The sequence below is a fragment of the Actinoplanes sp. CA-030573 genome (assembly GCF_050951115.1).
Lineage (GTDB): Bacteria > Actinomycetota > Actinomycetes > Mycobacteriales > Micromonosporaceae > Actinoplanes.
This window is the reverse complement of record NZ_CP192038.1, coordinates 2,946,669-2,960,062: the sequence shown is the minus strand read 5'-3', so window position 1 is coordinate 2,960,062 and position 13,394 is coordinate 2,946,669. Positions and strand designations below refer to the sequence as shown.

At 64.2% G+C, this 13,394-nt stretch carries 15 protein-coding genes; 6 read left to right on the top strand and 9 right to left on the bottom strand.

The features are described 5' to 3' along the window. Positions 1 to 10: 10 nt before the first annotated feature. Positions 11 to 298 carry a hypothetical protein gene (locus tag ACQP2F_RS13735; protein ID WP_433304033.1) on the bottom strand — a complete coding sequence of 96 codons (288 nt, stop codon included), beginning with the start codon at positions 296 to 298 and terminating at the stop codon, positions 11 to 13. A gap of 53 nt (positions 299 to 351) precedes the next feature. Then, positions 352 to 795 carry an Hsp20/alpha crystallin family protein gene (locus tag ACQP2F_RS13730; RefSeq protein ID WP_433304032.1) on the bottom strand — a complete coding sequence of 148 codons (444 nt, stop codon included), beginning with the start codon at positions 793 to 795 and terminating at the stop codon, positions 352 to 354. A 117-nt stretch (positions 796 to 912) separates the two neighbouring features. Here ACQP2F_RS13730 and ACQP2F_RS13725 point away from each other — a divergent pair, with 117 nt between their 5' ends. Then, entirely contained in the window at positions 913 to 1,545 is a 633-nt protein-coding gene (locus tag ACQP2F_RS13725; RefSeq protein WP_433304031.1) for a hypothetical protein, read from the top strand. 2,064 nt (positions 1,546 to 3,609) lie between these two features. Here ACQP2F_RS13725 and ACQP2F_RS13720 read toward each other — a convergent pair. From ACQP2F_RS13720 to ACQP2F_RS13705, 4 genes are all read right to left on the bottom strand, one after another. Further along, positions 3,610 to 4,896, bottom strand: coding sequence for an SGNH/GDSL hydrolase family protein (locus ACQP2F_RS13720; RefSeq protein ID WP_433304029.1), 1,287 nt, complete (start codon positions 4,894 to 4,896; stop codon positions 3,610 to 3,612). Between the two features lie 174 nt (positions 4,897 to 5,070). After that, a complete protein-coding gene (locus ACQP2F_RS13715) occupies positions 5,071 to 5,586 on the bottom strand; it encodes a DUF4214 domain-containing protein (RefSeq protein WP_433307481.1) in 516 nt (171 codons plus the stop codon). 311 nt (positions 5,587 to 5,897) lie between these two features. Further along, complete coding sequence (locus ACQP2F_RS13710) at positions 5,898 to 7,349, bottom strand: DUF4214 domain-containing protein (RefSeq protein WP_433307479.1); 1,452 nt, start codon at positions 7,347 to 7,349, stop codon at positions 5,898 to 5,900. 191 nt (positions 7,350 to 7,540) lie between these two features. Then, a complete protein-coding gene (locus ACQP2F_RS13705; RefSeq protein ID WP_433304027.1) occupies positions 7,541 to 7,723 on the bottom strand; it encodes a hypothetical protein in 183 nt (60 codons plus the stop codon). Between the two features lie 208 nt (positions 7,724 to 7,931). Here ACQP2F_RS13705 and ACQP2F_RS13700 point away from each other — a divergent pair, with 208 nt between their 5' ends. Together ACQP2F_RS13700 and ACQP2F_RS13695 are read left to right on the top strand one after the other, a co-directional pair. Next, the gene (locus ACQP2F_RS13700) at positions 7,932 to 8,069 is read left to right on the top strand and encodes a hypothetical protein (RefSeq protein WP_433304025.1); all 138 of its coding nucleotides are present in this window, start codon (positions 7,932 to 7,934) and stop codon (positions 8,067 to 8,069) included. 719 nt (positions 8,070 to 8,788) lie between these two features. Then, positions 8,789 to 8,995 carry a hypothetical protein gene (locus ACQP2F_RS13695; protein WP_433304023.1) on the top strand — a complete coding sequence of 69 codons (207 nt, stop codon included), beginning with the start codon at positions 8,789 to 8,791 and terminating at the stop codon, positions 8,993 to 8,995. Positions 8,996 to 9,003: 8 nt separating this feature from the next. On the opposite strand, the gene ACQP2F_RS13690 is transcribed toward ACQP2F_RS13695, so the two are convergent. After that, positions 9,004 to 9,996: an IS481 family transposase gene (locus tag ACQP2F_RS13690; RefSeq protein ID WP_433304021.1), complete on the bottom strand. Its 993-nt coding sequence runs from the start codon at positions 9,994 to 9,996 to the stop codon at positions 9,004 to 9,006. A 154-nt stretch (positions 9,997 to 10,150) separates the two neighbouring features. Here ACQP2F_RS13690 and ACQP2F_RS13685 point away from each other — a divergent pair, with 154 nt between their 5' ends. Then, positions 10,151 to 10,324, top strand: coding sequence for a transposase (locus ACQP2F_RS13685; protein ID WP_433304019.1), 174 nt, complete (start codon positions 10,151 to 10,153; stop codon positions 10,322 to 10,324). A gap of 770 nt (positions 10,325 to 11,094) precedes the next feature. Here ACQP2F_RS13685 and ACQP2F_RS13680 read toward each other — a convergent pair. Next, positions 11,095 to 11,508 carry a hypothetical protein gene (locus ACQP2F_RS13680; protein ID WP_433304018.1) on the bottom strand — a complete coding sequence of 138 codons (414 nt, stop codon included), beginning with the start codon at positions 11,506 to 11,508 and terminating at the stop codon, positions 11,095 to 11,097. A gap of 314 nt (positions 11,509 to 11,822) precedes the next feature. On the opposite strand from ACQP2F_RS13680, the gene ACQP2F_RS13675 reads away from it, so the two are divergent. Both ACQP2F_RS13675 and ACQP2F_RS13670 read left to right on the top strand, forming a co-directional pair. Further along, entirely contained in the window at positions 11,823 to 12,368 is a 546-nt protein-coding gene (locus tag ACQP2F_RS13675) for a hypothetical protein (RefSeq protein ID WP_433304016.1), read from the top strand. Positions 12,369 to 12,483: 115 nt separating this feature from the next. Further along, positions 12,484 to 12,927, top strand: coding sequence for a hypothetical protein (locus ACQP2F_RS13670; RefSeq protein ID WP_433304014.1), 444 nt, complete (start codon positions 12,484 to 12,486; stop codon positions 12,925 to 12,927). Positions 12,928 to 12,949: 22 nt separating this feature from the next. Here ACQP2F_RS13670 and ACQP2F_RS13665 read toward each other — a convergent pair whose 3' ends face one another. Then, positions 12,950 to 13,390, bottom strand: coding sequence for a deaminase (locus tag ACQP2F_RS13665; RefSeq protein ID WP_433304013.1), 441 nt, complete (start codon positions 13,388 to 13,390; stop codon positions 12,950 to 12,952). Positions 13,391 to 13,394: the final 4 nt, after the last annotated feature.

The following is a 13,394-nucleotide window of genomic DNA, read 5'->3' as shown; positions in this document are numbered from 1 at the left end:
GATGGTGCGTTCACCCGCGTGATGCCGGAGGGCCGCGCTGCCGCCGGTCGTGCCGCCGGGCCGGGGTGTTGCCTCGGAACGTCCGTCCGCGCTGGACACCGCGGCGAGCCGGCGGTCCGGCCCCGGGCGGGGGACGCCGCGGCGGCGCCGGTGGCGGCGAGTCCGGCGGCGTCTGCCAGGAGGCGGCGATCAGGGCGTCGAACTCGGCCCGGAGCAGGCCCTCGTCCTGGCAGACCAGGTCGATGAACGCGTCCCGCACGGCCGCGCCGGCCGGGGCGCCGGTGACCTCGCAGTTCATGACGGCTCCGCAGGCGTGTCCCCCGCCGCGCCGGGCGGGTCGACGGATCGGGATCAGGCGTCGATGGCGGACTGTGAGCCGGAGTTGACGGCGACGCTCACCTTGCGCGGCTTCGCCTTCTCCAGCACCGGGATGCGCAGGACCAGCACACCGTTGTCGTAGCCGGCCTGGACCTGCTCGCTGTCGAGGACATCGGACAGGATCAACTGGCGCGAGAACACGCCGAGCGGCCGCTCCGACGCCTGCATCTGCGCGTTGTTCCCCAGATCGAGCGGCCGCCGCTCGGCCTTGACGGTCAGCACGTTGCGCTCGATGTCGACCTCGATGCTCTCCGGCGTCACGCCGGGCAGGTCGAACGCCACGATGAACTCGTCGTCGGTGCTGTAGGCGTCCAACGGCATCCCGACCGGCCGGGACCAGGTGCCCGGCTGGGAGTCACCCAGCAGCTGCCGGGTCCAGCGGTCGAGCTCGCGGAACGGGTCAGTGCGCACCAGCATCGCTCCCACCTCCGAATCTGCTGAACAACCTGGGTGCCAAAGCGCACACCTCTGGTTATAGCATGTCGTCGTTAAGGCGACAAGTAGAACGTCATTCAAAAGACGACGGAGTTCGGCGTGAGTGTTTCCGACGACGATCCGATGCAGGCCGCGCTCGCGCTGGTCCTGGCCGCGACCGGCGACGAGCCCCCGGGCCCGCCGGCCCAGGCGGCGCTGACCGCGCTGGTCGCGCTGCGCCGGCTGCGTGCCCACCTCGACGCCTGTGAGCCGCAGCTGATCGCCGCGGCCCGGGCCGCCGGGGCCAGCTGGGCCACGCTCGCCCCGGCGATGGGGCTCACCAGCCGCCAGGCGGCCGAGCGTCGCTACCTGCGGGTCCGGCGCACCGCGCAGGACGACGCCGCCACCACCGCCGACCAGCGCGTCATCGCCGAGCGGGACCGCCGCGCCGGGACCCGGGCGGTCACCGACTGGGCCCGCGACAACGGCGCCGACCTGCGGCAGCTCGCCGGCCAGGTCACCGCCCTGACCGACCTCGGGCCGCACGCCCAGGCGAGCCTCGACCGGCTGCACCACGCCCTCGGCGGCAGCGACCCGGCCGCCCTGCTCCCGCTGCTCGGCGACGCCCGCGAATACCTCACGCCGGACCACGCCACGCTGGCGGAACGGATCGCCGGCGTCACCGACGGCGCCGACCGGATCCGCAGCACCACCCAGCGCCGGCGCGAGCACCGGCGCCGAAAACCGCGCTGACTGCGGCTCACTCAGCAGGTAAAGGTCGGCCTCGGCTTTACCAAGCGGCTGTCGTACGTCACCCAGCTGACCGCAACCCGATGTCCAGTTAGCCGGAGAGACTGGTCCGATCGATAGCCCCACTGTCGAGCATCAGGGCCGGCTGCGGGCCGCCTCCCGGGGAGGGACACCACCGTCACGTCAGACGGTTGTAGCCGTGGGCGATGTCCAACTCGCACGTCGTCGTTACCGTCACGGTGGCTGTCTTCGGACCCATTTCGAAGCTCAGGGCGGTTAGCAGTGACCGGGCGAAAAGTTCGCCGGGGTCACATGGCGGGACAGGTCCGCGTCGCGGCTCGACGCTCTTGCATCGCGGGGTTCGCAATGCCACCGGTGCCATCCTAATTCAGCCTCGAGAAGGAGCTAAAGTACCGGCACCCCGGCCGCGCGGGCGGTCGGTGTTGACACGGGCTAGCGATAGCGGAGATCAAGATGGTGCACTTTCACCGCGCGAGTTCACACCCTCCCGCGGCACGCCTGCAAGCCGTCATCGAGGTGCCGCCCGCGAGCACGGCGTCACGGGCATGGTGGACCTCACAGCGAGCTCCTGGTTCGCTCCTTGTGCTCGACGGCGGGTGCGCCGACGACGACATGCCCGTCGTCGTTGCGGCACTGGCTGAGGCTCAGTCGGTGCGAGTGCGCGCGAGTCTTGCGAAGACCGTCAAGGCTCTCACCACTCGCTCCCGGCAAGGCCTTAGGGTCTCCGGTGGCCTGGTCTTGCATGGTGCGCAGGCGGGGCAGAGTCTCCCGCCGGGATGTTGCGTCGGGTTGGAGCGATGGACTGACTGGATCGGGCTGCTCCATGGTGACACTCCTTGGCTAGGTCACGACTCCGATGACTGCATCGATGTCATCGATGGCGAGGTTCGGGTGTGGCTGTCTTGTACTCGACCGGACGAAAACTCCTCGGCCGACATCAACGTTCCCCTGCCGAAGGTTCCGGAGCTCCTGGGAGTCGTCCGCGCGGAATTGTCGGATTTTCTCGGCGCCTTCGCAGCCTGGACAGCGCGGCAACAGCTGGGCCGAGACGCTGCGGCACTCATCGAGGCCTTCGACCGAAGCTTCCACGTCAGCGAACCCCTCGCAGGCCTGGAGGCGCAAGGAAGCCCGCGCCCGGGGACGAAACCGGTCGCGCCGCGCCAGAGTCGCAACGTCTCGCCAACCCCGCTCAACCAGCTACGCAGCGTGCCCGCAGATGCTTCGCGCCCTATTGACCGCAGCCCGCGCTCGAACGGTCTCCAAGATTTCACCGCGTCGGACAGCGGGACCTGTCGCCACCGCCCCCGCAATCGGCCTCACAAGCCGTTCACCAGGCGGTTACCGTGACGGCAAACCGAACGCCGCGTGACCAACCGGCCAACACTGAAATCCGTTTTACCGCAAAACTCGATGTAAGACGATCACTCACCGGTTACCGATGTTCGCTCAGCTACAATCCGTGACCAAGTACGACGACTTGCTTCGCACACGCGTCCAAACCGTCAACCGCCTACGTACTGACGTCGACGACGGCCGGCTGAGGACCATGACACTGTGCTGTCATGACGGAGGTCGCGGCCTATTCGCGGAACAGCTCTCACGGCTCGCTCTGGCGCCACGCCGATCCGTTGACGCGCCCTGTCGGAACGCGTTCGCCGACGGGGAGAGCAGGCTTAAGCCCGGTCAGGCCGCCGAGGAAGCAACGCCTATTTGGCAATTACGTTGATCATCAAATGAACGGTCAGCTGTAGATAGTTTACGACCGGGACTGGCGACGAGGGACTTATGCTGGACGTAATGCATCATGATCGGGTCGTCGTCGACACTCTCGACCGGAACTGGGCGGATCCAGTGGCCGAGGCGACCTCCGGCGAGCGGCGGACCGCTACCGTGACCGTGCGGGTTTCGGCAATCTGATGGACGAAGCGGAGTCCCTGGCTTGGCGTTGTCTTTGGTGACGAACCTTGGTACCGGAACTCCGCTTCGCACATTCCGTCGAGGATCCCTTGCCTGCCGCATCAGCTCCTCAACTGAACGACATTATGTCTAGTAGCCCTTCGTCGCCTGATGGTAGGCGAGATGGCCTCCTGCGTTAGGATGGTAGATGCCTTCCGGTTTGACATCAGCGTTAACCACATTCGCGATCCATTCGTCACCGCCATCACATAACCGGTGACCCTCGAAGTATCCGCTGGTCGCGACGTAGACGACATCGGCGCTGTATTGGGATTTGAATCGAGTGACGGCGTCAGCGATGGCGTTGTCAAGTTGACGGATCGTCTCATTCACACGCGACCGGTCAGAGGAGCTCAGCCCACCCGAGCACTTGACCGATGCATTGAAAGGCAAGGGATATCCTGTGATCACGATTTTTGCATGTCCTGAGGTAGCGTCGAATATTGCTTTGTACGTATTGTCCAGGGCGCCGGGGAGCGTGCGCGCTATGCGTGTACGCGCTACGTTGTTTGCCGCGGTGCAATCACCCAGCGGCAGCCTGCAGGCCTTCGCGATCGAGCCGAATCCGACGTCGTTGCCACCAATCGAAAGGGTGACCCGGTCTACTTTTGGAGTGAGGCTCTTAACCTGATCCAGAATGACGTCGTCGGTGATTGCTCCGGAGCAGGCCACGTTTGTGAATCTGATGCGGCCACGCCATGGATTAGTGGGGTCGCGGAAGAACAGCTCTCCCCACGAATTTTTCGATCGGAAACATGGACGTTCTGGCTCCTTATAATCGCCCGCTCCGGGCCCGGCAGCATAAGAATCGCCCATGTGAGCGTAATCCAGGCCGGTGTTGGCCGCCTTGGTCGACTTGAGGAGGGTTTTGGCACCAGTCGGCTTGCCGTTCGGGTCGACGTCCAAAGCATAAAGTTGAACGCGCCTATCCGTGGAGAGATTTGCTAGGCTATTCAGGTCGACAAGGTAGCCATGCTTGCCACCGACATATCCGGGCTGGCCCGTGGCGGTACCACTGGCGGGGAACGTGCCGACAACGGCATCATCGACAACGATCTGTACGTCCACAGCCGAATCAGTGTCCGGATCCCATGCCCATCCGCTGCTAACGCCGTTGGTGATCGCCAGTGCGCCCTCAGCCGGATTGTTCGCGTCGCTGACCCCTCGATAAGCGGGCCCCGACACCTCAGCGCAAAGCAGTCGTGCATGGTCCTGAAATTCCTTCGTGCCCGACATTCTGGAAAGCGTGGTTTCCCTCTTATCTGACGCGGAAGTGACCAGTCTCAGAACCCAACCTTTCAGTTCATCCTGGCTGCCCGGGCGATGGTTCAAGGCTTGCATGAAATCACGGACGACCTGGAAGTTCGAGCGTTTCAAGCTTACGTACTCAGAACTAGTGAACGCTTCCTGCGCAATTTTAGCTGCTACGGTGGCACGCGCCGCGCCGGCGGACGCACCCTTCAGTCGGGCAACAAGCTCTTTTCGCTCTACTTGGCTCGGCACCCTGTGCCTTGACACCTGCCACAACGTGCTCAGGTATTGATCGATCGATTACCAGCACCCAGGGACGGAAGTTTTTATAACTACTGATCCAGCCGGATCACCGGCGAGGTTTGTCCCCTCAATTCGCACTGCGAGTGTCCGGTTCTTGTCAGACTCCGGTAGGTTGACTGTAAAGCCGTCGGAGCCGTTGCTGCCGCTCGATGCAGCGCGGGAACTGTTCGCAATAGTGGTCGGTAAAGCCATGCTAGTAGAATCGGCGTTCGTCAACGTGCTGTAAATTACGGACTTCGCTTCAGGAGAGTCTCCGTCGTGCGCCCAGCCGGTCACAACATTGGTGGTGACGGTGGTGACGGCGCCGATTGGTTGGGTGGTGTCGGGGTCGGGGTCGGGGGTGAAGGCGGTTCCGGGGGTGTCGATGCACAGTTGTTCGGTGTTGTGCCGGTATTCGTCGCTGCCGAGGATGCCGTTGAGGACGTCTTCGCGGGTTTGGCCGCTGTCGAGTAGTTGGACCCAGTAGGTGCCGGGGAGTTGGGGGTCGTTGCGGTGTAGGGCGGCTTTGAAGATGTCGGTGGCGAAGGCGGGGTTGTTGCGGTGCCGGTTTTGGTATTCGGTCGAGGTGAAGATGCCGCGGACGGTGGTGGCGGAGGCGTCGCGGCGGGCGCCGCCGTAGTCGACGTCCAGTAGCGGGGAGGTCCAGTTCGCGATTTCGGCGGGGCTGGGTTCGCGGCGCAGCGCCGCCCGGTAGAGGGCGGTGACGAACTGGTCGGTCGATTGCCAGCAGCTGACCCCGGCGACCGGGTCGTAGCCGGTACCGGCCCGGTCCAGACAGACCTGGGTGTTGAGGCGGGTGTAGCCGTCGTTGGCCAGGATGTCGGTCAGCGCCTGATCCCGGCCGGCCGCCCGGATCCGTTCACCCAGTATCCGGAGCCGTCGTCGATGCTGCGGTGCAGCGCGGCCTGGAAAACGTCCTGGGTGAACTGGCCGTCGGTGCGGCCCCGCGCCGCGTATTCGGCGCTGGTGAACAAGCTGCGGTAGAACGATCGGATCGCGTCGCTGCGGGCGGTGCCGTAGCCGGCGGTGTTGATCTGGTCGACGAACCCGGCTGCACCGCCCGGATCAGCTTTACGACCCAGCGCCGCCAGGTAGCCGGTCGCGACGATCTGCTCGGCTGACTGCCAGCAGGGCGGGTCTTGTTCGGGGGTGTAGGCGGGACCGGTTTTCCCGCGGCACAGCCGTCCGGCTTTGCCGGTGAACTCGTCGGAGGCCAGGAAGGCGTTGAGGACGTCTACCCGCTGGTTACCGGCGTGCAGCTGCTGCACCCAATACCAGGAGCCGTCCTGAACGTCGTCGTGCATCAGGCCACGGAACAGCGCCGCGGTGAACTGCCCATCGGTCAGACCGGTGCTGCGGGCCGTGAACTCGGCAGTGGTGAACATGTCCCGCACCAGCGCCTGGGCCGCCCCGAGCCGCTGCGGGCCGGCGGGGACACCGGTCAACCGGCCGGCCCACGCGTCGTAGTCGGCCTGCGTGCCGGCGCGGCCCAAAAGCCCCTGGTAGAGACCCTGAACGAACTGGCCGGCCGACTGCCAGCAATTGTTCTCGATCAACGTCAAATGGTCCTGAGGGTCGATCACCCCCGGCGTCGACTCGTCAGCTTCGCTGAACGACGGGTTCATCGTGATGGTGGAGGTTTTCGGGCCTACCACTTTCCCGGCGGTGTTACACAGCAACTGCGAGTACGTGTAGGTCCGCTCGCCGGTCCTTCTCATCCCGAAACCGACCGTGTTACCTTTCGGTACCGGACAGTTCCCCGCGTTCTCCAGGTTCGTCACCGTGCCATCGGTATGTACCTCGTAATCGACGCCGTCGTTGCGGTCCCACTGCCCGACGATCGGATCGTCCGGATCCACCGAACCCGGCGAGGACCGCCAGATCAGCGTGTAACTGTTCGCCCGCTGATTCCCGAAGTTGTCTTTCCATACCGTGTACAGCGAGTTCGACCCACCACCCGACACATTCAGATCGATGTCCTCGTCATGACATGAAAACTTCCCGCCGTTGACCGACTGAATGAAATAGATACGGCCTTTGAACTGGGCCCCGTTCGGACGGACCGCGTCGATACCCGACTTCTCATTACAGTAACTATTCGTGATGATCTGATCACCGGTCGCGTTCGTCCACCGGCCCCGATACCCCCCCTCCTCCTGCCGCACCAACAAATACGAACCCGTCTGCCGATCAGCCCACAACCCCGCAATCGCCTCAAACCCATCCGCCGCGAACGCCGACAGGGAAAGTCTGCCCGCGACGTTGTGGTCGGCCATGTCGGTCAAGCGCTGACCCTTCGGCGGCTCGCCATGCTCATTCAGCAACAACGCCAAAGTCGGGGCAGCGACAAAAATGGCGACAACTGCACCTGACACTATCGCCATCAGCGACGCTAACACTATTCTGCTATGCTTCGAGAATGTTCGACGGTGCACAGCACCTGCACGGCGCCAGCCGATCCTTGACATCAGTACTCCACGATAAATATGGAGGCGTCAAACACGCCGCCCCGAAAATGTCCCTTGAACCGGCGCCCGCGCCCGCCTTTCAACGACGAGAAGCCCGCGGCAACACCGGACACTGCCGGCAGCAGGATGACATCATTCGACCAAGCCGAACAGACGCCGAACAGACCAAATGGCCGATCCATAGCAAAGACGAAAGAAGCTGTCCGCCCGCTACACCGGATCCGTATCAAGAACGGTAAAGCTGAGGTTTGGGTTAGAAGCTCCGACGGCCGTCCGGCGGTCACCAGTTGTGACGGCAAAGGCTCGGCCGGCTACGGTCGTACGCTCCGCCCGCGTCCGCATCGACGAGCAGCTGCGCGAGGTGCTGGGCCCGACGGGTTCGATGCCACCATGGCCGCGCTGCGTACGGCACTGGACGCCCTCGGCGTCGGCGAGCGTGTCGGCCGGCGGGCCGCGCTGCGGCCGGACGCGATGTTCGATCGCTGGGCCGGTTCTTGTCACACCCGTTTGCCATCCTCGCCGTCATGACGGGGCGTCGGGTAGCGGTGGTAATCCGGGCCAGCCGCGGCGTGGGCATGGTAATCGCGCGGTGGCTCGGCGCGGCCGGTTTCTGGTGTACGTGACGGGCCGCTCGACCGGCGACCGGATGACCTTCCCGGTGCTCGACGTCTACCGGCTCAGGACCGCCACCGGTCACGCCACCCTCGTGACCGAGCCGCCATCCCGGGACCGGTTCACCGCCGCGCGGCTGCCGCGGCACTGGTTCGTGGCGCTCGACGCGGCCGGGCGTGCTCGGCTGGGTGGCTTGCGACAGGACGGCGCTGACCAGCGTCGCGATGCTCAGCACGGTCAGCGGCAGCGCCGTATCCGACCGACGCGTCTACCCCGGCGTGGTCGAGCACTGCGTCTATGTGCACCCCGCTGCCCGCCCATCATCGCCTGACCGCCATCTTGACCGCCGGAGCGACCACGATGCTGGCCAAGCCCGGTGTCCTGTTCGCCTGCATGCACAGCGACGCCGGCCGGTACGGCAGCGACCACCACAGCGCGAACCGAATGGCGCGGTGGAATTCGGGCCCAGCGCGCGCACAACAGCACGGGCACCAGGACGGCCGCCGCCGCGCTGCCAATGACGCCACCAGCAACTAGAACCGCCCGCGGTCGCCAACGCCGACCGCGGCGTGGAGGCGCGGGCGGTGGCGAGTCGTGGTGGTCCATCGCGGTGTGCCGCCCGCAGACGAGGCCTTATGCCTGTCAGCATTCACGGCGCCCACGACCCGCCGGCGGATCAGCAACGCTCGAGCTCGCCGAACGTGGCCACCATGGTGAAGAAGTCTTCGGCCTCGCGGTCGCGTAATAACTACCGGCCAGAGACCGCTGAGGATCTGGATGCCAGCGGCGATCAGCTAGTCGTCGCTGTCACCGATCGTGAAGCGCTGCACCCATCGCTGTAGAAGCGGTCCTAGCTGTGATGTCCAGGCAGGTTGGTTAACCGGGTGATGGGTGTGGCTTTGCCGATGGCGGTGTGGGGTCGGTGGTGGTTGTAGTCGTGCAGGAATGAAGGTAGCGCTGCGCGGCGGGCTTTCTCGGAGGAGTAGAACTTCGCGAAGGCCCAGCCGTCGGCAAGGGTGCGGTGGAATCGTTCGATCTTCCCGTTGGTTTGAGGCCGGTACGGGCGGGTCTTTTTCACCGTGATGCCGAGCGCGGCGCAAGTGTCACGCCAGAGGTGGGACTTGTAGGCGGAGCCGTTGTCCGACAACACTCGGCGGACGGTGACACCACGCTGGGCGAACCAGGCGACCGCGTTGGCCAGGACAGCGGTGGCGGTGGCGGCGGTTTCGTCGTTGTGGATCTCGGCGTAGGCGACGCGGGAGTGGTCGTCGATGACGGTGTGCACGAACGCGGTGCCGATCAACGGATTGCGGTACTTGTTCTGGCGCTTGCCCGTGGTGCGGGCCCGGTTCTTGTCGCCTTGTTGCCGGCCGAGGTAGCGCCAGCCGCCGCCGTCGGGGACGTTGCCGAGTTTCTTGACGTCGACGTGGAGCAGATCTCCGGGCGCGCGGTGTTCGTAGCGGCGTATGGGCTCGCCGGTGATCCGGTCGAGGTGGCTGAGCCGGTTCATCCGGCAGCGCACCAGCACGGCGTGCACCGTCGAGGCGGCCAGGCCGAGTTCGTCGGCGATCGCGACCGGCCCCCAGCGTCGCCTGCGGCGTAGGTGCACAATCTTGCGGACCAGCGGGGCCGCGGTGCGGTTCGGCTGTGAACGCGGCCGTGACGAGCGGTCGGTCATGCCGGCCTCGCCGTGCTCGCGGTAACGCTGCGCCCATTTCGCCGCGGTACGCCAGGACACGTCATAGCGTTCCGCCGCCCGAGAGGGTGACCAGCCGAGGTCCACGATCAGACGCGCCAGCCGCAATCGCGCTCGCGGGGTCAACGCGGCATTAGCGTGGGACATGAAGGCCTCCAGTGCTGCTCAGTGGTGTCTCGACAACCCCACTGCACCGCCGGAGGCCTTCATCTGTTCACCAGATCAGCCCGCGATCCTCAGATCGAGTGGTCGCACTTCCTCGACCAACGTCCCCGGACATCACATCTAGGACCGCCTGTCGTTGCACAAGACTCCCGCGATACGAGCGGCGATTGCCGCCCGGTCCTGGCTGCGCGTCTACGCACTACCGGCCTACGCCCCGGAACTGAACCCAGTCGAGAAAGTCTGGTCGACGATGAAGGCCAGCCTGAGCAATCTCGCCGTGCGCACCGCCACGAGCTCACCGCCGCGGTGAAGAACCGCCTCAACCGCATGCAATACCGCATCGGCCTGATCGACGGCTACTTCACCGGAACAGGTCTACCTCTACCAGCACCACCCTGACCCTCACCCCAAAGGTGTCTAGCACTGGTAAGACCGGCCATGCAGCGTGCATACCGTCCGTACGTCGATCTTGGCTCGATCGGGCGGGGTGGCCTGGGCCGGGCCGGCCCCCACCGTTATGGCGGCTCCGAAGCCCAGGCCCAAAATCGCGAGGGAACGAGTAAAGCGGTTCATGATTCCTCCCAGTGAGAACGAGTTGCGGTGATCCGATCATGCGACTCATCCTGGTATGGGGCTTTCGCATTAGTACACTCGTTCGGGTAGCGGGTCCGGCAGCGCCGTGTGAATCAGTACGGCGCGATGCAGGGTGCAGTGGTGGACTTGCACGGATCTCCCTTTCCGCAGCCCCGACCCGGGGCGGCGCGCCGTGTCAGCGGTGGGGACGGCGGCGTTCCGGTGCGGCGTGTGGGCACAGATGACCCAGTTCTTGCTCGACCTCATCGAAGGACCAGCCTGTCCCGCGGGCTCGGTCGGTCAGCGTGTGCAATGCACGGTATGCAGAAGCGGCTGTTTCGTCGTTGCCGCGGTAGCCGTATGCCATTTCGTAGGCCACGACAGCGGCCGCTCGTAACTGGTCGGCTACCAGCGCTGTTGAGGCATCTCGCCCGGCACCGATGAGGGCCGGCCGTGACGGGCAAGGTATGTGCATGCGCCGCAGCTGCAGGGTGCGGCGCAGGCGTTTCACCAGCTGCAGCATGGCGGGTTGCCCGATTGGTGGCGCTGCACGATCGGGGCTAGCTTCTCGGCGCGGCGGGCCGGGTTGACGCTGTGGTAGACGGTGGTGGACCAGCCATCGCGGTGCGCGTGTTCCCGGCTGGCGATCGCGTCGAGAACGGTCCGCAAGTGGCGCAGCGTCGTGCGTGCCTGCGCCGGGTACGCGGCCAGTGCCAGCTCAGGCGGGTAGGCGGCGGCGAGTTCATCGCCGATCTCCCGCAACCGGGCGTCGATCTCGGTCAGTCCGGCACCGAGGTAGACATGCCGGCAGATCGGCAAACCCGTTGCGGTAACAATCACGGCCACTCCTGCGAGAATCAGCTGTTCATCACCGCGCGTGTGCCCCTTCTCCGGGGCAGCGGTGCGATGTCGCCTGTTCATCGGTTCGCTGCTGCCCGGACTGAGAACTGTGCTGGTCTGACTCTTTTCCGCGTGTCCTGTGACGCTATCCAAAGCAGCAGATGAGCACCGGTGCCGGTTTGGCCCGGTAGGGGCTGCGCGCTTCTTTTACCAAAAGGCTCTTCTTGGATTTGAGGCGTTTCTTTGACCCGGAAAAGCGCTAAAGTGTCCGGCTTTAGCACGTTCCTGCGACTTGCAAATACCAAAGTGATCAACTTCACTTTGACGTTGTAGCCGCTGTCCCATTTCCTTAAGATCAAACTCGCAAAATAGAAGTTCTCTGCATAGGACATTGAATGAAAGTTTTCCGAGTATTAACTGCCGCCTTGTTGGGCTTTTTGGCGGTTCTAAGTCTGGTGTCGCCAGCGTCGGCCGCACCCAGGCCGGACGCAACCTCGGTGCCTAGTGAGCTTTCACCGGACAATCCCAACATCCCATATAGATACTCGAAGTTTGTTCCTTTAAAGATCGCTTCGGCGTATGGAAATAGCATCGGATCAGCGTCGGCTCTTCCCAGCGGCTGCGGGCTGTACGTGACGCTGACTCGCTCGGGCAACAATTTGCATTCGTCGGTTCTTACCAAGTGCATTAACACCAACTTCGCGTTGGTACGCACGAACTCGAACCTTTCGCGTAGCCGTTGGTACGGCTGGCAAAGCGTGAAGACGGGCGAAAGGAGAGCCGACAACGCCTCCAGCGTCGCGCTTGACACTGACTACAACTGCGGGGGTACGGGCAAGCATGACTTCAAGCTTGTGGGCAGCGGCTACCTCGTCGCGTATATCGGTAGCACCTACACTGCTTCCGCTTACGACCGGATCGATGGCGTGAGCTGCGGGTAGTTACTCCAGTAAAGGGCCCCTTCATGCTTGGGCTGGCACACTCGGACGCGATCTGGGAGTGCCAGCCGTCGGCGCGCCCATGGCGCGGTGGAACCCTTCATGAAATACTGAAATTGTGCAAATCTATGAATTGCAGGACGCCTCGATTACCACTGAAGTCGCCGACGGAAACGTCCTAAAAATGAGGGTCAAATCAGCTTCTCATGAAGGTGAGATCGACCTCACCAGGATTCCCCCGGACCTCCCCATGGCGATAAATATGCCGGTCAAGGGTGGCATGCTGTTCCTTTTTGTTGGAGGCACGGGGGTGACGGCCGATGTGATGCGGGGGTCCACCGTTGCAGCATCAAGCCTGCTTCTGGATAACCCCCTGGCAAACTTTTCGTGGTCGGTACTAGTGGTTCGTGACAGCATTTTTCGCAGGGTCGATCGCGTGTTATTCAAGTCAGGCGAAAACGTCCTTACAGAAGAGCCCGTGATTTCGAGGCCGGCACGACAATATTCCCTTTGGCCATTTCGCAAACGCCGCGCCGACCACCGGCACGCGCTTTACCGCTAACGCCGTCGGCGTCTACCTCGCACTAGATGTTGAGGTGTGCGTTCGCAACCTTGGCCTGTGCTGCGTACTGCGGCAGCTCGACGACCTCGATGCCCGCCGCGGTGAGAAGCGCAACGCCCTCACAGGTCACGAACAGATCCGGCTCTCGCCACGCGATGACCACACGCGGAATTCCTGCCGCAATGATCAGGCTGGTGCAGGTGGCATGCGGGCGGCTGTTTCGCTTGGTGCAGGGCTCGAGCGTGCTGTAAAGCGTGGCGCTCGTCAGTCGGGTATCCCCGGCACTCTTGAGCAGTGCCGATTCCTCGGCATGGACGTGCGGGTCGTCATCTCGGGAGTAGCCACTAGCGATCTGGTGACCGTCGGCCGCGACGATCACAGCTCCTACCGCATAGGCGGTGGCCGAGTTGGGGCTGCGGTACGCCAGGTCGATGGCGTACCGCATCCACCTGTCGTCGTCCATGATT